18 protein-coding genes are annotated in these 21,023 nt (G+C 55.2%); 11 read left to right on the plus strand and 7 right to left on the minus strand.

The window, feature by feature from the left end; genetic code table 11:
• Window positions 1-13 precede the first annotated feature (13 nt).
• From Mal52_RS24585 to Mal52_RS24605, 5 genes are all read left to right on the plus strand, one after another.
• The gene (locus Mal52_RS24585; protein WP_145379159.1) at window positions 14-277 is read left to right on the plus strand and encodes a MoaD/ThiS family protein; all 264 of its coding nucleotides are present in this window, start codon (window positions 14-16) and stop codon (window positions 275-277) included.
• Window positions 278-741: 464 nt separating this feature from the next.
• Complete coding sequence (locus Mal52_RS24590; protein ID WP_145379160.1) at window positions 742-1,623, plus strand: DUF1444 domain-containing protein; 882 nt, start codon at window positions 742-744, stop codon at window positions 1,621-1,623.
• Window positions 1,624-1,738: 115 nt separating this feature from the next.
• A complete protein-coding gene (locus tag Mal52_RS24595) occupies window positions 1,739-2,089 on the plus strand; it encodes a hypothetical protein (RefSeq protein ID WP_145379161.1) in 351 nt (116 codons plus the stop codon).
• A gap of 47 nt (window positions 2,090-2,136) precedes the next feature.
• Window positions 2,137-2,472, plus strand: coding sequence for a hypothetical protein (locus Mal52_RS24600; protein ID WP_145379162.1), 336 nt, complete (start codon window positions 2,137-2,139; stop codon window positions 2,470-2,472).
• Between the two features lie 68 nt (window positions 2,473-2,540).
• On the plus strand, window positions 2,541-4,181 hold the full coding sequence (locus tag Mal52_RS24605; RefSeq protein ID WP_145379163.1) for a CehA/McbA family metallohydrolase: 1,641 nt from the start codon (window positions 2,541-2,543) through the stop codon (window positions 4,179-4,181).
• Window positions 4,182-4,189: 8 nt separating this feature from the next.
• Here Mal52_RS24605 and Mal52_RS24610 read toward each other — a convergent pair whose 3' ends face one another.
• The 3 genes from Mal52_RS24610 to Mal52_RS24620 all read right to left on the minus strand — a co-directional run bounded on the left by Mal52_RS24610 (window position 4,190) and on the right by Mal52_RS24620 (window position 7,046).
• Window positions 4,190-4,855 carry an MFS transporter gene (locus Mal52_RS24610; protein WP_145379164.1) on the minus strand — a complete coding sequence of 222 codons (666 nt, stop codon included), beginning with the start codon at window positions 4,853-4,855 and terminating at the stop codon, window positions 4,190-4,192.
• 269 nt (window positions 4,856-5,124) lie between these two features.
• A complete protein-coding gene (locus Mal52_RS24615; protein WP_145379165.1) occupies window positions 5,125-5,409 on the minus strand; it encodes a ferredoxin family protein in 285 nt (94 codons plus the stop codon).
• A 290-nt stretch (window positions 5,410-5,699) separates the two neighbouring features.
• Window positions 5,700-7,046, minus strand: coding sequence for a PHP domain-containing protein (locus Mal52_RS24620; RefSeq protein ID WP_145379166.1), 1,347 nt, complete (start codon window positions 7,044-7,046; stop codon window positions 5,700-5,702).
• 188 nt (window positions 7,047-7,234) lie between these two features.
• Between Mal52_RS24620 and Mal52_RS24625 the strand changes: the two genes are divergently transcribed.
• From Mal52_RS24625 to Mal52_RS24650, 6 genes are all read left to right on the plus strand, one after another.
• The gene (locus Mal52_RS24625; RefSeq protein ID WP_145379167.1) at window positions 7,235-8,680 is read left to right on the plus strand and encodes a heparan-alpha-glucosaminide N-acetyltransferase domain-containing protein; all 1,446 of its coding nucleotides are present in this window, start codon (window positions 7,235-7,237) and stop codon (window positions 8,678-8,680) included.
• A 164-nt stretch (window positions 8,681-8,844) separates the two neighbouring features.
• The gene (locus Mal52_RS24630) at window positions 8,845-9,903 is read left to right on the plus strand and encodes a sugar ABC transporter substrate-binding protein (RefSeq protein WP_145379168.1); all 1,059 of its coding nucleotides are present in this window, start codon (window positions 8,845-8,847) and stop codon (window positions 9,901-9,903) included.
• 135 nt (window positions 9,904-10,038) lie between these two features.
• Window positions 10,039-11,541, plus strand: coding sequence for a sugar ABC transporter ATP-binding protein (locus tag Mal52_RS24635; protein ID WP_145379169.1), 1,503 nt, complete (start codon window positions 10,039-10,041; stop codon window positions 11,539-11,541).
• 244 nt (window positions 11,542-11,785) lie between these two features.
• On the plus strand, window positions 11,786-13,162 hold the full coding sequence (locus Mal52_RS24640; RefSeq protein ID WP_197534447.1) for a PQQ-binding-like beta-propeller repeat protein: 1,377 nt from the start codon (window positions 11,786-11,788) through the stop codon (window positions 13,160-13,162).
• A 52-nt stretch (window positions 13,163-13,214) separates the two neighbouring features.
• Window positions 13,215-16,070, plus strand: a complete 2,856-nt coding sequence (locus Mal52_RS24645) for a LamG-like jellyroll fold domain-containing protein (RefSeq protein ID WP_145379171.1) — start codon at window positions 13,215-13,217, stop codon at window positions 16,068-16,070.
• A 24-nt stretch (window positions 16,071-16,094) separates the two neighbouring features.
• A complete protein-coding gene (locus tag Mal52_RS24650) occupies window positions 16,095-16,286 on the plus strand; it encodes a hypothetical protein (RefSeq protein WP_145379172.1) in 192 nt (63 codons plus the stop codon).
• A gap of 77 nt (window positions 16,287-16,363) precedes the next feature.
• Here the strand turns inward: Mal52_RS24650 and Mal52_RS24655 are convergent, their stop codons facing one another.
• From Mal52_RS24655 to Mal52_RS24670, 4 genes are all read right to left on the minus strand, one after another.
• On the minus strand, window positions 16,364-17,185 hold the full coding sequence (locus Mal52_RS24655) for a hypothetical protein (RefSeq protein WP_145379173.1): 822 nt from the start codon (window positions 17,183-17,185) through the stop codon (window positions 16,364-16,366).
• Between the two features lie 133 nt (window positions 17,186-17,318).
• The gene (locus tag Mal52_RS24660) at window positions 17,319-17,837 is read right to left on the minus strand and encodes a CBS domain-containing protein (protein ID WP_145379174.1); all 519 of its coding nucleotides are present in this window, start codon (window positions 17,835-17,837) and stop codon (window positions 17,319-17,321) included.
• Window positions 17,838-17,906: 69 nt separating this feature from the next.
• The gene (locus Mal52_RS24665) at window positions 17,907-18,932 is read right to left on the minus strand and encodes a 2-oxoacid:ferredoxin oxidoreductase subunit beta (protein ID WP_145379175.1); all 1,026 of its coding nucleotides are present in this window, start codon (window positions 18,930-18,932) and stop codon (window positions 17,907-17,909) included.
• Window positions 18,933-19,046: 114 nt separating this feature from the next.
• On the minus strand, window positions 19,047-20,942 hold the full coding sequence (locus tag Mal52_RS24670; protein WP_145379176.1) for a 2-oxoacid:acceptor oxidoreductase subunit alpha: 1,896 nt from the start codon (window positions 20,940-20,942) through the stop codon (window positions 19,047-19,049).
• Window positions 20,943-21,023: the final 81 nt, after the last annotated feature.

Raw genomic sequence — 21,023 nt, forward strand, 5'->3', positions numbered from 1 at the left:
TAAGGAACGAAATATGCCCACAGCTTTCATGCCTCCCGCGCTTCGCAAGCTCACCGGCGACAATGATCGCATTACGATCGAAGCGCACACGGTCCGTGAGGCGATCGCTGAGTTGGAGCATCGGTATCCGGGCATCGAGGCACGATTGACCGCTGATGGGGCAATCAAACCGGGACTAGCGGTCGCCGTAGATGGCAACGTCTCCACCCAAGGCATGTTGCAGAAACTAAAACCCGACAGCGAACTGCATTTCCTACCGGCGATCGGCGGCGGTTGACCGCAAACATCGAAGAACTCCGCGTGATGCCTTCGAGACTACCGGCCAGAAACGTCTACCCCGCACTCGCCTTGCTGTATCAACCTGTAGGATCAGTCGGTGGTCTGATGTCCTGCGAGTATGATTTTTAAACGCAGGTTGTGTCAGGCAGCTGCCTCACCTACATCTCTGGTTCAACTCTCTAACTTCGGACCTTGCGACAAGACATTCATGCCAGCCCCCGCGTACCCATCAATATATTTTGATACCTGGGGGGGGGGGGGGTGGAAAGATCAAGCCGTTGTCAGTAGGCGAGGTGGTCCTAGACTCGCTGACGGTTTGGTCGATCGGTCGGATGAGCGTTAGACGGAAACCGCCTATTACACACCAAGACGTGTGGAAAACGAGAAAATCGTTGGTAAAATGCAACTTACGAAGAACGGTGGCCTGCGCATGAGGTTGCAAACTTGCAGACTACAAGTGATATGCTGATCAAACCAAAACCAAGCTATTTGCCTAGGTCGACCGTGTATCAAACGCTGGTAATTCTATCCCTATTGCCGATACTTGGCTGCTCAACTGACCCTAAGATGCGAACTGCTGACGAAATCTATTGCTCCGAACTCGACAAACGCGGCATCGGGTACTCCGTGACGCCGGAAGGACTTTACGAGATTCAAATCAACGACCAAATAGTCACAGTTAGTCTCGAAAACATCCGCCGCATTTACGATCGTGACGGCGATGCTGATGCCATTGTGCGATTCGTCGAAAATGTTGACACCGATTTCTTCGCTGAAATACCGTTATGGGATGATGTGCAGTCGTATGTCCGGTACTCACTGGAAACGTCAGACTATGAAACGGGTTTTGACGACGTTCTGTTTACTACCATCACCGACCAGCTGAATCAGGTATTCGTTTTCACATCCGCCGACGGCACCCAAATTACATGGATCAACGAATCGATGCTTGATGACTGGGGTGTCACTCGCAAACAAATCGTTGAACAAGCTGAAGAAAATATGGCCGCAATCGTCGCCGAAACCAAAATCGAGGTTGAGGACATTGCTGGCAACAAATTGGGGATGATCTCCACTGAAGAAACACCGTTCAAGGCTTCCCTTATTTTGTCCCCAGCGTTCCGCGATCTTGTTTCACCAACTCACGGCTGGCCGGTTTGTGCCGTTGTTCCGTGTCGCGATTTCGCCTACGTTATTCGCAACGACAATCGTGATTTCCTGGCTCGTCTCGGTGGTGTCGTAATCAAAGAATATCGCAACTCCGGTCATCCGATCACGAAAGATGTCCTTCAAGTGTCGGATGAGGGAATCACTGCAATTGGCACGTATCCTAAATTTGAATAAACGGCAAAAAACGAAACGTTGGGCGCAAGTGGGCGGCAACGGCAGTTTTGAATGCAATGTCACACGCGCCCGCGTGTGAACGTGGTCGTTATGCCAGACCGGGGAGGCGCTCTTGATGGCACGTGACAAACACCACCTCCGCCTCCGGGAATTGCCGCGTGGAAGACGTCGTCGATGTGTGTTGCTCGCCAGTGGAATGGCATGGTTCGCCTTCAGTCTATTCCTGCTGGACATCGCGTTTTGGATTTGGATCAAGCCCAATGCGCCCGATGCTGCAGCCATTACCACATTTGTATTGATAGGCGTTTCGATGGGAATCAGCCATGGCACTCATGCAAGACTGACATTGAAGGACCGTGAATCAGAAGATTTCGTAAGCCAACCCAGCGTCTTCGACTTTTCATTGCTGGCACTGTCGTTAATGATGGTGATTGTCGGCGGAAGCGTCGCGATTGCGAATTACTAGCTGAATCGACACCGGTAGCAACACCAAACATTCGATCGAGCCAATTCATGTCTGACTCATCTACAGATATTCGTCCGATGACTGACAGTGAATTTGATGAGTGGACGGATGTCCGATCGCGTGGCACCAGCTACTTTCGCCGAAAGTGTTTCATCATCAATTCAATAGGTGCAGCAATCACGATCGCGATCCTGGCCGCGGTGCAGTACACAGAAATCACGCCCGTGTGGGTGCGTTTGATGCTGCCTGTCGGCTTAATCCCCTGCATGATTATGCTCCCCTTCCTGCTGCACTTGTTTATTACACCACTACTATGGACAAGCTATGAACAACAATACGCCAAGACTCTGGAAAATCGAGCTACAAAAAAGAGCAATGATTAGTAACTTAGGTCATGCAGCTGCCTGACCTCCTCGCTGAAATCGTTGTTCACCACGCCCAGGAGTCTTCAATGAGAATCTTGAACCACCGTTGGACGTGTTTGCTGTTCGCTCAGTTATGCCTCTTGGCCAACCTCCCCGCAGCGATGGCGGATGAGACCACGCCCGTCCGTTTCCATGTCGTCGATGCGGACAGCAACACACCATTGCCCTGTCGCGTATATCTGCGATCCGCCACGGGGACGGACTACCACGTCGAATCGGCTGACTCGGCTGGGAGTGCGGTGACGTACGACGTGAAACGGTCTGCGGAAAGTTTTGAAAAGCATACCACTGTCTCGGCGCATCCTTTTACGGCTGATCTGCCGCCGGGCGACTATACGGTCACGGTGGAACGGGGCAAGGAATACCGTCTCGCAAAGAAAACAATCACCGTAGGGACCGCGCCCGTTGAGGAAACAATCCGTTTGCAGCGGTGGGTCAACATGGCCGAGCGCGGCTGGTATTCCGGCGATACACACGTGCATCGCACTGTCGCGGAGCTGCCCAACGTGATGCTGGCCGAGGATCTCAACGTAGCATTGCCGCTGTCGTATTGGGTTCGCGATGCCTATACGCCCCCGGCTCAAGGGGATAAGTCCGTGCCGGCAAAGGCGGAGTTAATCCGCGTCGATGCAACGCATGTGATTTGGCCGTTGAACACGGAATACGAACTGTTTTCTGTCAACGGCAAACGGCATACCTTGGGGGCTGTGTTTGTGCTGAATCAAAAACAACCGCTGCGACTAGCGGCACCACCGGTTGCCCCGATTGCCGCCGAAGCACGGCGACAAGGTGCGCTGTTGGATTTGGACAAACATTCCTGGCCCTGGTCGATGATGCTGGTGCCGGTGATGGACGTGGATCTGTTTGAGCTGTCCAACAATCACATTTGGCGGACGCAGTTCTTTTTCAAGCAGTGGACGATCGAGCAACTTCCGCCCGGCTGGGAGATCGAAACCGACGGCGATGGTTTCACCGAACGAGGCTGGACTGATTTTGGATTGAAGACGTACTATGCGCTGCTGAATTGCGGGTTCAATATGCGGCCGACAGCGGGGACCGCCTCAGGCGTGCATCCCGTGCCGTTGGGATTCGGTCGAGTGTACGTGCACCTACCCGACGGTTTCAGTTATGACAAATGGATGGCCGGATTGGATGCGGGACAGAGTTTTGTCACCACCGGTCCGATGCTGCCTGCCACATTCAACGGCAAGCCGGCCGGGACGACGTTCGTGCACGATGCGCCCACGTCCGTCCGTATCGAAGCCACCGTGCTGAGCGATACCCCGCTGGAATCGGTCGAGATCATCAAGAATGGTGAGATAATTCGCACGATTGCACCGACAGCCCAGACCGTGGTTGGCAATCACCATGAGCAGGTGATCAACGAAACGATCCCGATCGAGGGAACATCGTGGATTGCGGTACGTTGTTTTTCCCGCCCGCCGACAGGCGACCGCCGCCGGTTTGCGCACACCGCCCCCGTGCATATCACGATCAAAGACCGTCCTCTCCATCCACGACAATTCGAGACGCAGTTTCTGACGAATCTCGTGAAACAAGAACTCGTACGCAACCGGGGCGTGCTGAGTGACGATGAACTGGCCGAATACGAGCGGGCGCTGCAGGTCTATCGCAAGCTACATGCGACGGCGATTCCGAGCCGGTGAGTCCAGCATCAACTCGCTTCGGGCGCCAATTGAAACTGCTGGTCGACCGCGTACGTTTTCAGCTGCTGCGACGCTTTGAACCCGGCGAACAGGCCGAACAACGCGAAGGCGTGAAATCCGACACTGAGCCATTCTTGAAAGAGTACAAACAGCAGCCCATCACAGGCGTAGACCAACATGCCAATGATGAACACCCATGTGTGCGCGCGATTGGCCAAGTAGCCCATGCCGGCAAACATTCCGGCAATGGTCACACTGATCGCCAACGCAATGCCGGTTAACACCATCGCCGCAGTGGGATTCAAATCCTGGGCGACCAACATGGCCATAAAGTCGATAACCTGCGTGATGCCCAAACCCACCACGAAATTCCAGTTCGCCCCGCAAGCGATAATCACCGAATTCACGACCGAAAGCGCTGCGATCCAATAGAACCAATTGGCGCCGGAATGCAACTGGGCCATCAACTCGTCAGGCTGCGAGCCTTCGTCTGAGGGAATGGAATGTCCGGGTGCCTCGTAGACTTCGGTTTCATCGTAATCTACAGGTGCATCATGCGTCTCGGGTTCAAGATGCCTCTCGGTTTCATCATAAGTCTCGGGGACTTCCCGATCCGCTTCGTAAAAGTCGTCGGTTGGCTGCGTTGGGCGGTCTTGGCTGCGGTCATCGTACATGGGCGCGTTCTCTGGGACATGACAGGGCTATTTGGCAACGGCCCATATTTTGCCACCTGAGAATCTGGATTTCCACATTTTTCCGGGATTGTGGTGAGATTTTCCAGAGTTCGGTCGAGCTCCCCAATGTGCGTGAACGAACCGCAGCAGGGGGTTTTGAGAACTGCGCAGCAGTGTCGCCAATAAAAAAACGCCCCTGACCGTTGCAAGATATGCAACGCGAGGCGTTTGAGGTTTTCCTGGTGAGAAAACAATTGCGGCGGGAACGATCAACCGTCGTTGCCGGCCAGCGGTTCTTTTTTCTCAGTTAGCACGGGACAAGTCTGGGCAAGTTCCGCATTGAGTTCGGTATACTCGGCCCATTCTTCCGGAAGATTGTCTTCATGGAAAATGGCTTCGACGGGGCATTCGGGAACGCAAGCCTCGCAGTCAATACATTCATCGGGATGAATGTACAACATCGACTCGCCTTCATAAAAGCATTCCACCGGGCAAACCACCACACAGTCGGTGTACTTGCAGCCAAAGCAAGGTTCGGCGACAACGTGGGTCATCTGACTCCCTTTCTCAAGCGTTGAACATCTCTAAATAAAACAAACGCAATCGGTTCAAAAATCAATCAGCTACCATTTCAAGTCGGCATCCGCAGGCGGTTGACAGAAACGATTCTGCTGATTTTTCTCAGCGGCATTGTTGCAGCAAGTTTACAAACCGAAAAGCCCATGAACATCGAGAACTGTTAGATTTTCGCCCGATTTAACAAGTTGAGACCAAGTCTCAATTGATTGGTAATTCCCCGGCAGCCAACTGTCAATTCCAAACGCCCACGAATTTGGACATCGGGTCATTTCGATTCCGGCTCGCGAATGTAAATGGGGTTGGAAAGAATCCAAATTCGCGGCTCCCCTTCAAGGTTCAACCAGATCTCCACGCGGTAAATCCCCGGTTCCTGGACGGGAAATTCGCCGGAGCGGCCCAGATCGCGGGCGACTTCGACGCCGTTGCGAATCAGACGAAAACTGCCGGGCAACGGCGCGGCGGCGTGGAGCGTCATACCGGAAATAAATGGCAGCTCGCTCCCCATTTCGTAGTTATTGCCATCGGTCTCCAGCTGAAACAGAAATCCAGTCGGATCGGCGATCCAATCAAACGCCACATACGCCCGGCCATTTTGTAAGGCCTCCCGCACGTTTGCTTCGGTGAGATCCTTCATCAACAGATGCGTGCTGACGTGGTGCAGACTGCGGGCATAGGGGTCGAGATCGAGATCAAACACCACGTCTCCCGCCTTCTTGCCCAACAACAGCGGCTTGATCAACGGTAGCTTCTCGGGATCAATCAGGGCGACCTTTTCTCCCAAGCCGTCGTCGATGCGTAGATTTCCATCCTCTTCAATCGTGGCTTTGAGACCTTGGTTGTGGTGGGCATCGTTGGCCGAGACCCCGGTATGCGGTTTGATGGCGCACATGGCATCCCATTTCTTCAGGTAATCTGCCGGGTAGTTTTGCAGGGCGGCAAAAACGCCCTGTGGATATTCTCGCAGCGCCGGTCCCAGCTTGAGCATCAAGGCCAACGGATCGCGAAGCACGCGGATGAACCGCGCCTCGTCTTTGAAGTCGGCGTGCGTGTTATAAATCTCGCTGCCGGTCAATCCGGTCAGTTCCCAATCCATCCGTTCTTCCAAGTGGCACAAAAACGACATTCCACCGTTGGGCTGCACAGCATCGACGAATGCCTGCGGCTCAGAACCGAGTTTGTCCTTCACGCTCGCCGTGGGAAAGGACAACAACCCGGTCGTCTCCGCTCCGGGGATCAGCAATACGCCATCGACAAGACCACGATGCCCGTCAGTAAAAAAATCGTAGTCGACTGCCGGATGATTGGTGAACATCAACACGCGCACGCCGACCTCCTTAGCAGCCTTGACGATTTCCTCAACCGTGCCGTTGCTATCGTGTGAGAGAAACGAGTGCACGTGCAGACAGGCCCGATAGTCGGTGAATTCGCTCGTTCGCGTGACCGGCTGCCGGTCGGTTTTGAGCGTTTCGACGGCGACTTTGAGTTGTCGCAATTTGTCGAGATCCAACCGATCCAATGCATCGGCAGCAATACTGCAATTGGAATCGGCTAACAGACACAAGGTGGCGACGATGACCCAGCATGTTCGCAGGAGTGAAGAATGATTTCGCATGACAGGTTTTTCCCTAAAGACACTTTTTACATCGTGCTTTAATGTTATTACGCGGGGTCGAGCGTCTGTTTCGAATTTTGGTCTTCCGCTTCATGTTTGCATCGCCCGATGCCGCTGTCTAGAGTGGGTGCAGAGACAGCGACTGGGATTGGTCGCCCGATTGCTCCTAGGCTTCGAGATGTTGAAGTATGACGACTCAGCAAACGACAACTGGCAATGCGACGCCGGCCCTCTCGCCGGATGGTCGGATTTATTCGATCGACCAGTTTCGCGGTTACACGGTGCTGGGCATGTTTGTAGTGAACTATTTGGGGCATTACCGCTGCCACTACAACTTTCACCACAACGACTATTTTCTGAGCTATGCCGACACGATCATGCCCTCGTTCATGTTCGCTGTGGGGATCTCGTTTCGCTTAACGATTTTGAAACGGCTAGCCGGCGGCGCTTACCTGAAGACGTATTGGAGTTACCTCAAACGCTGCATTGCGCTCTGTTTGATTTCGATGGCGATGTACGGCATCGGACAGGACTTCGACAGTTACCAAGAGTTTTTCACCGATCCGACCAGCGACGAGATTGCCCAGGCCGAGTGGGATCAGTTTGTCGCGGGCGATGCGGAGGCAACCATTCCGCCGCACTTCAAAGATCAATGGTGGCTGTTAGCCAAGTTGATTGCCAAGTCCTATCTCTGGGAAACCTTGGCGGTGATTGGCATCACGCAACTGTTTGTCTTGCCGTTTGCGAACCTGCGGTTTTGGTATCGCTTCGTTGTGCTCATTGTTCTGGGAGCCGCGCATGTGGCGCTGAGTGAATGGTTCAACTGGCAATTCTTTTACGGCTACACAATCGACGGTAGCTATGTCGACCTGCCGAGCGGTCTGAACAACTGGATGGGCGAAATCTGGGGCACCGGGTCCAACCGCAGTTGGGACGGCGGGATCTGCGGGATCCTCACCTGGAGCGTCGCCATGCTGGCCGGCACGCTGTGTTATGACCTGATGGCCGGGAACTCCTCGTCGCAGACGATCAAGAATCTATTGCGGTGGGGCGTGCTGTTTCTCATTGCTGGATATGCGATGTCCTGCCTGTCGTGCTTGTACGACCTGCCCGCCGATCCGGACTCGACCACCCAGTATGTTCCTGCTGCGGCGGATAAACGGATTACGAATTCGCGCGGCAAGGCGAAAGGAGGAATGCGAGCCCAACTGGCAGCTTCACCTGTGATTCCCGATTGGCGAGCAGCGCAAGGCCGGTCCTTCACGTCATTCTTTGCGGAGCCGCCGTTCGTGGCTCGTCCTGAGAACCGGTTGGTGAATTATTGGATGATGCAAAAACGCTTTGCCTCGTTGCCGTATGTGGTTTTCGTCTCGGGACTGGCGTTTGTGCTATTGGCGTTGTTTGTGGTGATCACAGATATCGGCGGCATTCAGATTGGCGTGTTTCGCACGTTCGGCATGAATCCGTTAGCCGCTTATGTGTTACACAAACTGGTGCTGATGAATGTGGTCTTTCACGTCGTCCCCAAGAACTCCGCTGCCTGGCTGTATTGGAGCGGATTGTTTGTGTATTTGGCGGTCGTGTATCTCCTGGTGCGTGGTCTGGAGAAACAGGGCGTTTATATCCGGCTCTGAATTCGGCTGGAATCTGCCCTCTCGCGGGAACTACAGCGACTCTATCGCGGCAACACTTGCGTTCAGTTGGCTGACCGGACACCATAGAGGTTGCCATTTTGGCAATGACCATAAGTAACACTCGCCCTCCATCTCTGCCGAGGCACTTATAAGGAACAGATTCCGTGACCGATACGAATCCACAAAGCTCGTCGCGCCGTCATTTTTTGGGCAACATGGCACTGGGCGGTTCCGCCGCATTGACCGGACTGGCAGCCGGTTGTGCGAAACAAGACGAGCAAGCAAATGCCGGTGGGGCTGACGGGCAAAAACCGCTCAAGGCGGCCTTCTCCAATGCCGGGCTGCAAAGCACTTGGTGCGCGCTGGGCAAACAAACGGCCGAGTTGTGGGGCAAATTGCTGAACGTGGAAATCGAGTGGTTTGACGGCGAATTTGATCCGGAAAAACAACGCAATAAAATTGACCAGATCGTCGACCGCGACTGGGATTTTTGCTGCTTCCAAGCGGTCGCCATCGACGCCCTAGCGCCGCCGACTGAGATCCTCCGCGATCGCGGCATCCCGGTGATCTCCATGGACACCTTACTGGTGCCGATGGACAAAATGCGCAAGACCGGCGTCTGGACTCAAGTTTCTCCCGACCATATTTTCATGGCCGAATCGAGCACCAAACATCTGGTCGACAAAATCGGCGGCAAGGGCAAGGTGATTCATATTGGTGGCCTCAGCGCACATAGCGGCGCGCAGGACCGCAAAACCGGATTTGAAAATGTCGCTTCGCAACATTCTGACATCGAAGTCCTCGGCGGCGGCGTGGTTTGGTGCGATTGGAAAAAAGAAATGGCCCGCAACCAATTCGAGGCGCTGTTGGAACAAGAGCAAGAACCGATTGCCGGCGCGTTTTTTCATAGCGACGACATGGCGCTCGCCTGCGTGTCGGCCATTAAAAACACGATTCACAAGGACATGGTCATCACTGCGGTCGATGGGCAAAAAGAAGGCCTGCATGCGGTACGCGATGGCCAACTGGCCGGCACTACGGTCAACCCGGTCTGCCGCATCCACCGCACCGCTCTGACGCTGGGCCAGTTTTACGTTCGCAACAGCGAAAAAATGGACGAAGTCCCCCTCGAAGTCATCACGCCCGGACCCTTGGTCACGCAAGAAACTGGCAATCTAGAAACGATGCTCTACCTCGCCGACCCAGCGCATTGCCTCGTTTGATTTGTGTTTGACAAATCGCGCAGGCTCCCCCTGTAAGAACGATCGCCCCCAAACTTTTCTCCCTCTCCCTCTGGGAGAGGGCCGGGGTGAGGGCCGCACGACCCAAGACGTACCCAATCAAGACGCTCTACAAAAATGATCCGAACCGCCCCTCCGCTCCTGCAATGCACAGCCATCACCAAACGCTTTGGCGGTGAAACCGCGCTGGACGGCGTCGATTTTTCGCTGCAAGCCGGCGAGGTGCATGGTTTGGTCGGCAGCAATGGCGCGGGTAAAAGCACGTTGATGAAAATCCTGGCCGGTGCGTTGCCCGATCACGGGGGACAAGTCCTTCTCAATGGAAAACCAACAACGCTAGGAAATCCGCTTCAAGCGCAGCATGCGGGCATCGCGATGGTTTATCAAGAACTCTCCGGTGTGGGACAAATGTCCGTCGCCGAGAATCTGTTTCTCGGCCGCCAACCGACGACGCGGCTGGGACGCATCGACTGGAAATCCATGCGGCAGCAGGCGGCGGAGTATTTGGCAGAGATCGATATTCATGTCGACGTCCGCAGCCGACTAGACAGCCATCCATTGGTCATCCGGCAAATGGTGGAGATCGCTCGCGGATTGCACAGCGGCGCGCGGATATTGATTCTCGACGAACCGACCAGCGCGTTGAGCCCGCCCGAGACGCGGCGCTTGTTTGATTTGATTGCACAATTGAAACAGCGCGGCGTCGCAGTGATTTTTATCAGCCATTTCATCGAAGATGTGCTGGAAATCTGCGACCGCGTGACCGTCCTGCGTGACGGTCGCCGTGTGGAAACCGTCCGTTCCGAAGCTGTCGACAAGCATAGCCTGATTCACACCATGCTGGGGCATGCACTGAATCGCGCGGCAACGGCTTGCGAAACAGCTGTGACACTGCCGCCACAGACGGAGACACCGTTCGTCCTGATCAGTGAAAACTTGCAGCTTGCGGGCACATTCTCCGATGTGAACCTCCAAGTCGCCCCCGGTGAATGTTTGGGCCTGTATGGTTTCGTGGGAGCGGGACATCAGGAACTCGCGCACGTCATCGCCGGTGCCCGCAAACAGGATGAAGGCGCGATTCATTTCGATGGCTACCGTATGAAACCGGGAAACACGCATCGCGCGGTCCAAAAAGGAATCGTCCTCGTCGCAGCCGATCGGGGACAGACCTTAGTCGGGGGCGCGGAAATTTATAAAAATGCCACGTTGGCGCATTTGAAACGGATCGCCGATAAGTGGGTCACCTCGGGGCGAGAAATCACAGCAGTCAATCCGCTGATAAACCGCGTTGGCTGCAAGCCAGCGGCGCCACGCATGAAGGCGGGTGATTTGTCGGGTGGCAACCAACAAAAAGTGGTCCTCAGTAAATGGTTGCTGGGAGACGTGCGGGTTTTAGTCCTTGAGGAACCGACGCGAGGAATGGACGTCGGCGCCAAGGAGGAAATCATGCAACTAGTTGCCGAACTCAAACAACAGGGAACAGCAGTCATTCTCGCCTCAACCGAGCCGGAATTGCTGCTGGAGCACGCCGATCGCATCGCCGTCTTTCGCCGCGGCACACAAACGGCCGAATTCTCCGACTGCGAACTCGACAAAGCCACCCTAATGCGGCACGCTTGACCGGCAGATCGTCTCTTGCATTGGAATCAGATCCCCGCAGCAGTTACCATGAAGGCTGTGAGAAACTGCAGGAGAAATATGCTTGCTGCAGATGTTTACCTGCCAAGAACGCTCACCTTCATAAGACGTGGCTAGAACCAGTTTAAAACCCGGTTGTGCTTGCTCTCGAAACGTTTAGATCAGTGTCAGTGAGACGCGTCAGAGGGTTTTGAAACGACTTCTAAGGATGTTTGAGGATGCGGCTGTGAAACAAACCATTGCCTTGGGCCTGTTGCTAACTTTCTTGTCGCCATCGCTGGCTGCGGCGGACGATTGGCCGACGTACATGCACGACAATGCCCGGAGTGGCGTCTCGGGCGAAACGCTTAAACTTCCACTACAGCTGGAGTGGGATTATTCCACGCCTCTGCCGCCACAACCCGCCTGGCCCGATTCGGCCAAGTGGGATGGGTGGTCGAAAACCTACAATCTGAAAACCCGGCAAGTCTTTGACCGCGTCTACCATGTCGCCGTCGGCGACGGTGCGGTCTATTTCGGTTCATCGTCGAGCGACCAAGTCTATTGCTTGGATGCGGCCACGGGAAAAAAACGCTGGTCCTTTTTCACCGAAGGCCCTGTGCGACTCGCTCCGATGCTGCACGATGGACGGGTCTATTTTGGCAGCGACGATGGGTATGTGTACTGCGTGGAAGCGGCTGATGGGAAATTGGTTTGGAAGCACCGGCCCGGTCCGCATCCGCGACGGATTCCCGGCAACGGCCGCGTGATTTCTGTCTGGCCGGTCCGCGGGTCGTTAGTGTTACAGGACGGCCTGTTGCACGGTGCGGCGGGTATGTTTCCCTCCGAACAGGTCTACGTCTTCGCCCTGGACCCCGCCACCGGCGAGGAGGCTTGGAAAACCCCGCAAAGCGACCTACCGGTGCAAGGTTATTTGCTCGCGTCGTCGACGCGGTTGTATACGCCTTCGGGACGGAACAACCCAATTGTGTTTGATCGCGGCAATGGAAAACGGTTGCGGGTCGTGGAAGGGCAGGGGGGTACGTATGCTCTGCTGACCGGCAACCAAATTGTCTTTGGACCCGGCAAGACGGGTGAACTCGGATTAGTCGAAGGGGACCAACAAGATCAGTTGGCCCAGTTCGCCGGAAATCACATGATCGTCACGCCGAGCATGTCCTATCTGCATACGGACACGCATCTGAGTGGATTGGATCGTCCGCAATACTTGGCGCACTCCCGTGTACGAAAAGCTTTGATGGGCGAACACCGCGGTCATCGCGATGCTTTGAAAAAACTGGGAGCTGACGGGGACAAGGCGGAGATCAAAAAGCACAAAGCGGAAATGGCCCGGAACTCAACGCGGTTGCAAGAGGTCGCCGAAGACCTGAAAAAATGCATCCTCTACAATCAGCCGTGCGGCCAGTCGTTATCGTTGATTCTCGCCGGCGACATGCTGTTTGCCGGCGGCACGGGCGAGGTCGCTGCCTATGGGGGCGACAATGGAAAACAACTGTGGAAACACAAAGTCGACGGCAATGTTTACGGACTGGCTGTTGCCGGTGGACGGTTATTTGTGAGTACCGATACGGGGCGGATTTACTGTTTTCAAACGGCGCAATAATGCGGCGACTTGAGGCGGATGATTTCCCAAGACATAAGAGACGCATACTCAAATGCAAAATATCGCAACAAAATTAACCTACGCTCTGCTCTTCCTGGTTGGCCTGCCCAGCCTTGCCACCGCACAAGCGGCGAACAAAGCCGTGATGCATTGGTTGCTGCAGCCTGAATACGTCCAGCATGTGACCATCAAAGATGCCACCGGCGCGCATGCCGGGCAGATCAACGGCATTGTGACTCACTGGTATGGGAACAATCTCGCCGCATTGGAATTTGACGGCTTGCACAACCGGATCGTCGCCGAACCGGTGGAAAGCCTGTTAGCACCCCAAGCCCTGACGGTCTCTGCCTGGGTCATGATCGATAAACCGGCCGACCATGGCGGAATCGCCGGACTGATTCAAAAAGAGAAACCGTTCGCCACCGGTTGGCTGTTGGGTTATCAAGGTGATCAATTTACGTTTGCCGGCCCCGGCTCCACGGATAAGCCGCTCATCAGCCAGACAAAATTCCAACCCGGCCGCTGGTATCACGTCGCGGCCACCGATGACGGAAAAACACAAAAGCTGTTCGTCAACGGACAACAGGAAGCTTCCGCCGAGAGCCCCACAGAAAAGAACGCCGCTCTCCCCGGACAGCAATTCGTCATCGGAGCAGCGCGGGACGGAGAGCAGATTGTCCATTTGGACGGCATGATTCACGAAATCGCCGCTTATGACCGGCCGCTGGAGGCTGCAGCAATCCGAGGCCAGTACGATAGCAAGGCCACCGCGTTCCCCGCCCCGCTAGAAATCACAGTCGGTCCGCACGTTGAATTTCTTTCACGCACTGCCGCCGTCGTGGAGTGGGAAACCGCCCACCCTATGCCCTCGGTCGTTGCCTATGGTGTCGATAAACAACTGGGCCAGCGTGTCACCAACGCTCAACCGACGACTCAGCATCGCGTCACAATCGACGACATCGCGCCGGATTCCATCTACTCTTTTCAAATCCGCGGCACCAACAACGATCAAGAAACTGCGGGAAAAACGCATGTGTTTGACTCGCATTTCAATTACACATTACCGACGGTCGTTGACGATCAGTCCCCGTATCCGAACGACGAACTGACCGAATTGTATGAGTCGTTCGCCGAACGGATCCTCAAAGAAACCGGCGTCACGCAGGGGTACTGTTTGGTGTTGGGGGTTGAGCAAGGTCGCTTGGCGTACGAATTGGCCAAGCGGTCAAATCTGAAAATTGTCGCCGTCGACGATAATCCCGCCAACGCCGCCGCCGCCCGCGCTGCTCTGGGCGAGACACCCTATTATGGACTACGAATCAGCATCCACGAAGGGAGTCTCTCCGATTTACCGTATGGGGAATACTTCGCCAATTTGGTCGTCTCCGACAGCCTGCTGATGCGGGGCAAACTCGCTGCCGATCCTGGAGAAACCTATCGCGTACTCAGTCCGTCGGGAGGCACCGCCTATCTGGGGCAATCGGACAAGCGCCGGGTCACGGCCACCAAAACGGATTTGAAGAAATGGCTCAGCGAGGATCCCAACGATGAATCTCATATCGACGAAAATGGCGGCCTCTTTGCCTCGGTCCGTCGCGGCCCATTGACCGGCGCCGGGCAATGGACGCATCAATATGGACAAGCAGACAATGCCTCGTGCAGTCAAGACTTTCTCGTTCGGGGCAAGATGAACGTCCAATGGTGGGGCCGCCCCGGTCCCCGGCCGATGCCTGACCGCGGCCCCCGTAATCCTGCGCCGCTCTCGGCCGGGGGACGACTGTACATTCAAGGGGACCGCGTGCTGTTCAGTTTGAATGCTTATAACGGCACCGTCTTGTGGTCGAAACAGGTCCCGGCCGTCCGCCGCGCCAACATGCCGCGGGATTGCAGCAACATGGTCGCCGCTGACGATGCGCTCTACGTTGTCGAAGGGGATCATGTGCTCAAATTCGACGGCCAAACCGGCAAGCCGACTGTTGTGATGCAAATCCCCGCCAGCGATGATTCGGCACCCGTTGATTGGGGTTATCTGGCCTGCGTCGGCGACACGCTGCTCGGCTCCGCTCAAAAATCAGGGGCGGGGTATTTGGGAGATTTCGGAGAATGGTACGATAAAAGCGAGCCGACCTCGATTGCGAAAGTCACCAGTCGCCGGTTGTTTGCCCTCGACCGCAACACCGGAGCGGCGCAGTGGTATTATCAAGGCGGCGTGATCATCAACTCCACGCTCACGGTGGCCGACGGCCGTGTGTACTTTGTGGAAAGCCGTAATCCCGCCGCGCTGGACAGCACCGCGGGCCGCTTGGTCGATGAAGTGCAAACTGGGCAGTTCCTGGTCGCGGTGGACTTAAAAACCGGCGAAAAGTTGTGGGAGCAACCGACCGATCTCAGCGATGCCTCGCGGGTGATCTATCTGGTGCATACCGACGACACGTTGGCCGTGACGGGATCTTCAAATGGGAAATACCACATCTGGGCCTTCAACAACGAAGAGGGGAAACCGCTTTGGAAAGAATCGTTTGCCATGAAAAAGGACGATCACGGCGGCGCGATTCAACATCCCGTGGCGGTGGGCAGCACGCTTTACTGCGAATTGCGGGGCTACAATCTCCGCACCGGCAAACTGGAACGGACCGACCTGCCCCAGCGGCGCGGTTGCGGGACGATGGCGGCGTCGAATTACGCGTTCTTTTACCGACACCGTTTTCACGGCATGTGGGATTTGGAGACCAACACGCAAAGCGAGTTTCAAGGCATCCGTGGTGGCTGCTGGTTAGGCCAAATTCCCGCAGCGGGATTAATGCTCGCGCCTGAATCGAGCGCCGGATGTTCTTGCACCCATTCGATCCAAATTTCCGTGGGCTACATCCCATCGGCAATGACCAAACAAACGCCCGCCAGCAAATAATTCGATGTCCGTAACGAGTCGTCCATGAAACTTACAGATACCCTCCGTAAACGCAAACGACCGCTCATTGCGCTCGGTGTCTGGACTCTGTTACTGATCCTCCTGGCCGGCGTCGGCTGGGGAATCGTCCAAATCGCGGCCATCGCACTGTTGCTCGCGACTGTGCTAGGAACCGGTTGTTACGCCGTGTTCCGTATCATGTACAACATCAGCTAACCGTGTTGTGGGGCCGACGTAAAACGATTGGCTGGAGCAAGCAGCGACGCTCATCCACTCGCTGGCACGTCACAGGATTATGCACCGGCGGAAACTACGTCAGCATCGTCCAGCAGTGTGGCAAGGCTTTCCAAGATAGTATCTATTGGCGCGGTCTTGGGCAGCACGCAATCCCCCCCGCACGCCTGTGCTTGCTGGGCTTGATGGGGACGCACTGAGCCGATCAGCACCAAAACCCCTTTGTCGGGATGAGCATCATGAAAACGTTTCAAATCCTGCGCCGCACGATCGTCCCACACTGGGGCATCCCAAATGGCCGCTTGCCAAGGCACATCAGCGGCGGCGGTTTGAAAGTTCGCAGCGACTAACGCGTCATTCAGCCATGCTCGAATGGCAGGATCGGCTGAGGAGACGTGGACACTGCCCGTTTTATCGCGCCCCAGGTGTCCGATTGCCCCTGCGTGTTGCCGTTCAAAGACCTCTTCGATCGCGGCGGTTGCCGGCAAGGGGGGGCGTCCGGCAGCGGCGTCTTCCCAGACTCGGCGAATCAGTCCCGCTGATTCTGCCGCAGCGGTGCGCGTCGCCGGGGGCCACAAATCACGGTTACGGCCGTCGGACTCACACCAGGATCCGAAGCAGCAAAGAACGGTTGCTAGCGGAAACATCTCGAACAGATGCGAGATTTCGCCGCGGGTGAATTCATTGGGCCAAGTTTGGCAAACGATGACCAGATCCGGAAATGAACCACTGTTGGCGAGGACCGGTTCAATATCCGCAATCGCCTCAGCGCGAAACAACTGTTTCGTCGGCACGAGTATCGCCACGGTCTCAGCGACGCAATGCATTTCCGCGTGCTCGGCATTTCCGACCAGCAGGAGCGTCGGTAAGGGGCGTTCCATTCGCTGGTCACCTGTCACTGGTTTCATTATCCGCTGACATGTCACATCGAGGTAATGATTTCGACGTCAATCAGCAGGCCCAACGGAGTTTTGAAACGGGTTCATGCTCAAAGAAAACGAAACACCGACAGGGCTATTCATCGTCGCGCGAATTGGCATACCGGACACAAAGGAATCGCATGATATCGCGAGCGGAGACGATCCCAGTCGGCACACCGGCCGAGTCGACAATAGGCAGATGCCGATATCCACCAACGTCCATGGCATGCATGGCATAGGCGATGGAGTCGTTCTTGGTGATGGTTTCCGGGGAGGCGGTCATGTGATTTTCGAGACTTTCCGACATTTGCGAAACATCTTGGCTCACATCGTTCAGGACGTCGCGTTCGGTAAAGATACCGCCCACTTCCCCATTGGACTCGACAAGTACCGCACCGGTTTGATGCTTCAACATCAAGTCGATGGCTTCACGCACCGATGTCGTCGCCGGAACACAAACAGGCCGCTTCGCGCACAGGACGTCGACTGAATGTGCGATGATTCCCCGTTCGAGCGCATTGGTGAATTCTTCGCCATGAATCAGCGATGCCCCGCAACCTTCGCAGACATCGGCACCGGTGATATTATCGAACTGACAATCGGGGCAAATCATGGCATCGCACCCAGTGATGGAACGGAAAGTAGATCGCAAACCGCTGAACGGCTCAAACCGGGATTTTGGTTAGGTCACGGTCCAAGTATCGCCACTGTTGAAGAGGGCTTCCAGGTCGCCTTCGCCTTTGTCCTGAATCGCGGCGTCGACTTGGGCATTGACCCGATCGTCGTAGACCGGTTTTTCGACATCGCGAAAGACACCAACCGGTTCGGGGAATTCGGGATGTCGCATACGGGAAAGCAGAAACGCCAAACTTGGCTCTTCTGCTTTTTCATCGTGGAACAGCAGGTCGTCTTCGGAAATTCCCTTGCCGAGTTCGACAATCTCCGGCTTCATCTCATTGAGACGAATCCCTTTTTGACCATCTTTACCAAAGATCAACGGTTTGCCGTGCTCCAGGTAAATCAGGTTGTCTTCTTTGAGTTTCTTATCGGTGGCATATTCGAATGCACCGGGATTGAACACGTTGCAGTCTTGATAGACTTCGACGAATGCCGTCCCTTTGTGAGCAGCGGCGCGTTCCAGCGTATTGACCAACCCCTTAATGTCGACATCAACGGCCCGTGCAACGAAGGTCGCTTCGGAGCCGATGGCGACACACAACGGCGTCAAAGGGTTGTCGACCGAGCCCATCGGCGTACTTTTGGTTCGCGAACCGAGCGGGCTGGTGGGTGAGTATTGCCCCTTGGTCAGTCCGTAGATTTGGTTGTTGAACAGAATGATCTTCAGATCGATATTGCGACGGATGGCGTGCATCAAGTGATTGCCGCCGATCGACAGAGCGTCACCGTCGCCGGTAATGACCCACACACTCAGGTCCGGCCGGCTGACCTTCACACCGGTCGCCAGTGCGGGAGCACGTCCATGGATTCCGTGGAACCCATAGGTGTTCATGTAATAGGGGAACCGACTGGAACATCCAATTCCTGAAACGAAGACGAAGTTTTCTTTAGGAATGCCGAGTTTGGGCAAAACCTTCTTCATCTGCGCCAAGATGGAATAGTCCCCGCAACGGGGGCACCAGCGAAGTTCCTGATCACTCGCGAAATCTTTCGCGGTGAGAACCGGCAAAGCTGACGAATCAGTGCTCATTGGTCATTAAACTTTCTCAGACGCCTTATCCAGTAACAAACAATGTATGTGACCTCAATAAAGGTCAATCATCGGATAGACTTGTTAATAGTTGAGAATTTCGATTGTCCCGACTTAGGTATCCTGACAATCCGCCAATACTTCGTCGATCTTGGCTACCAACTCGCTCACCAAGAATGGTTTCCCCTGAATTTTATTATAGCCCACCGCATCAACTAGGAAATAACTGCGAATCAATAATCGCAGTTGTCCGGTGTTCAATTCAGGAATTAAAACTCTTTTGTATTTCGAAATCACCTCACCCAGATTGCGGGGCATGGGATTCAGGTATTGCAAATGTGCGAGCGCCACTGATTTACCGGCCCGCAGGCATTCTCGCACGGCGGTTCGTGTTGAGCCGTAAGTTCCGCCCCAGCTCAAAACCAGCACATCCCCCTGCTCGGGCCCTTCGACACTCTGCTCGGGGATGAAATTGGCGATGCCATCGACTTTTGCCTGCCGGGTTTTCACCATATGCTCATGGTTTTCCGGCGAGTAATCGACGTTGCCGGTGCCGTCGGATTTCTCTAAGCCACCAACGCGATGTTGCAATCCGGGTGTTCCCGGAATCGCCCAGGGACGCGTCAGCTTTTCATTGCGAGCATAAGGGAGAAATTTCTCCTCATCGCCGTTGGTCACCCCTTCGGGATGGACAATTTCGATCGGCCGCAATTCTGACATCTCTGGAATCCGCCACGGTTCGGCACCGTTGGCGATATAACCGTCGGTCAATAGGATCACCGGGGTCATGAACTCTGTCGCCAGGCGGAAGGCTTCTTGAGCCATCTTAAAGCAATCGGCCGGTGCCGAAGCCGCCACAACGGGCAACGGACAATCGCCGTTGCGACCGTACATGGCTAACATCAAGTCCGATTGCTCTGTTTTCGTGGGCAAGCCGGTACTCGGTCCGCCACGTTGGACGTTGATGATCACCATCGGCAATTCCGTCATCACGCCCAGGCCCATCGCCTCAGCTTTCAGACAAATCCCCGGCCCACTGCTCGCGGTCACGGCCAACTCACCGGAGTAGGCGGCACCGACCACCGCCGTCATCGCAGCGATCTCGTCTTCCACCTGGCAGGTGCGTACGCCAAAGTTTTTCAACTTCGAGAGTTCATGCAAGATATCGCTGGCGGGTGTAATCGGGTACCCGGCATAAAACAATTTCTTGCCCGACAATTTCGCAGCTGTTGCCAACCCGATTGCCGTCGCTTCGTTGCCGGTAATTTTGCGGTATTTGCCCGGCGGTAACTTAGCCGGCGGGACCTGATAATGGACGGTGAACGACTCGGTCGAGAAGCCATAGTTAGAACCCGCAGTAAGCGCGTTCATGTTGGCCTGAGCGATCGCCGGATTTTTGCCAAATTTGGTGGTGATCCAATCGGTCGTTGGCTTGGGGTCGCGGTCATACAACCAGAAGACCAAACCGAGCGCGAAAAAGTTCTTACAGCGGTCCGCGATTTTCAGCGATAGGCCCAATTCAGCCACGGAATCGCGCGTCAACCGCGTCATAGGAACTTTATGCACACGGAAGTTGGACAGTTCGACTTCGTTTTCCAACGGATTGTGGTCGTAATGCGCCTTTTGCAGGTTGCCTTTTTCAAAAGCATCCTCATTGACGATTAACGTCCCACCCCGCTTGAGATCCGCGATATTCGTTTTCAGCGCCGCCGGGTTCATGGCGACCAAGGTATCGACCTCGTCCCCCGGAGTGAAAATATCGTCGCTGGAAAAGCTAATCTGGAATCCGCTCACCCCACCCAGCGTTCCGGCAGGAGCCCGGATTTCCGCGGGAAAGTCAGGAAGCGTGACCACATCGTTGCCAAATACGGCGGACACGTTGGTTAACTGTGTTCCCGCCAATTGCATGCCGTCGCCGCTATCTCCGCAAAATCGAACAACTACTGTTTCGACCTCTTCAAGAGGCTTCTGCTCGGGGGACTCGGACGTGGCGGCGTCTGTCGCAGCCATTCGCTTTTCACTCCTATATTTGGGTTCTTCAAACCGACCGGAACGTTATGCCCAGCGGAAAGGGTTCATTGAGGACATCGT

The organism is Symmachiella dynata (assembly GCF_007747995.1).
Lineage (GTDB): Bacteria > Planctomycetota > Planctomycetia > Planctomycetales > Planctomycetaceae > Symmachiella > Symmachiella dynata.

Excerpts from the sequence above, each read along its gene's own strand:
- Mal52_RS24605 (WP_145379163.1), top strand. The coding sequence starts at position 2,541 with ATGAGAATCTTGAACCACCGTTGGACGTGTTTGCTGTTCGCTCAGTTA.
- Mal52_RS24615 (WP_145379165.1), bottom strand. The coding sequence starts at position 5,409 with ATGACCCACGTTGTCGCCGAACCTTGCTTTGGCTGCAAGTACACCGAC.
- Mal52_RS24650 (WP_145379172.1), top strand. The coding sequence starts at position 16,095 with ATGAAACTTACAGATACCCTCCGTAAACGCAAACGACCGCTCATTGCG.
- Mal52_RS24645 (WP_145379171.1), top strand. The coding sequence starts at position 13,215 with ATGCAAAATATCGCAACAAAATTAACCTACGCTCTGCTCTTCCTGGTT.
- Mal52_RS24625 (WP_145379167.1), top strand. The coding sequence starts at position 7,235 with ATGACGACTCAGCAAACGACAACTGGCAATGCGACGCCGGCCCTCTCG.
- Mal52_RS24590 (WP_145379160.1), top strand. The coding sequence starts at position 742 with ATGCTGATCAAACCAAAACCAAGCTATTTGCCTAGGTCGACCGTGTAT.
- Mal52_RS24665 (WP_145379175.1), bottom strand. The coding sequence starts at position 18,932 with ATGAGCACTGATTCGTCAGCTTTGCCGGTTCTCACCGCGAAAGATTTC.
- Mal52_RS24660 (WP_145379174.1), bottom strand. The coding sequence starts at position 17,837 with ATGATTTGCCCCGATTGTCAGTTCGATAATATCACCGGTGCCGATGTC.
- Mal52_RS24585 (WP_145379159.1), top strand. The coding sequence starts at position 14 with ATGCCCACAGCTTTCATGCCTCCCGCGCTTCGCAAGCTCACCGGCGAC.
- Mal52_RS24655 (WP_145379173.1), bottom strand. The coding sequence starts at position 17,185 with ATGGAACGCCCCTTACCGACGCTCCTGCTGGTCGGAAATGCCGAGCAC.
- Mal52_RS24670 (WP_145379176.1), bottom strand. The coding sequence starts at position 20,942 with ATGGCTGCGACAGACGCCGCCACGTCCGAGTCCCCCGAGCAGAAGCCT.
- Mal52_RS24595 (WP_145379161.1), top strand. The coding sequence starts at position 1,739 with ATGGCACGTGACAAACACCACCTCCGCCTCCGGGAATTGCCGCGTGGA.
- Mal52_RS24610 (WP_145379164.1), bottom strand. The coding sequence starts at position 4,855 with ATGTACGATGACCGCAGCCAAGACCGCCCAACGCAGCCAACCGACGAC.
- Mal52_RS24620 (WP_145379166.1), bottom strand. The coding sequence starts at position 7,046 with ATGCGAAATCATTCTTCACTCCTGCGAACATGCTGGGTCATCGTCGCC.
- Mal52_RS24600 (WP_145379162.1), top strand. The coding sequence starts at position 2,137 with ATGTCTGACTCATCTACAGATATTCGTCCGATGACTGACAGTGAATTT.
- Mal52_RS24635 (WP_145379169.1), top strand. The coding sequence starts at position 10,039 with ATGATCCGAACCGCCCCTCCGCTCCTGCAATGCACAGCCATCACCAAA.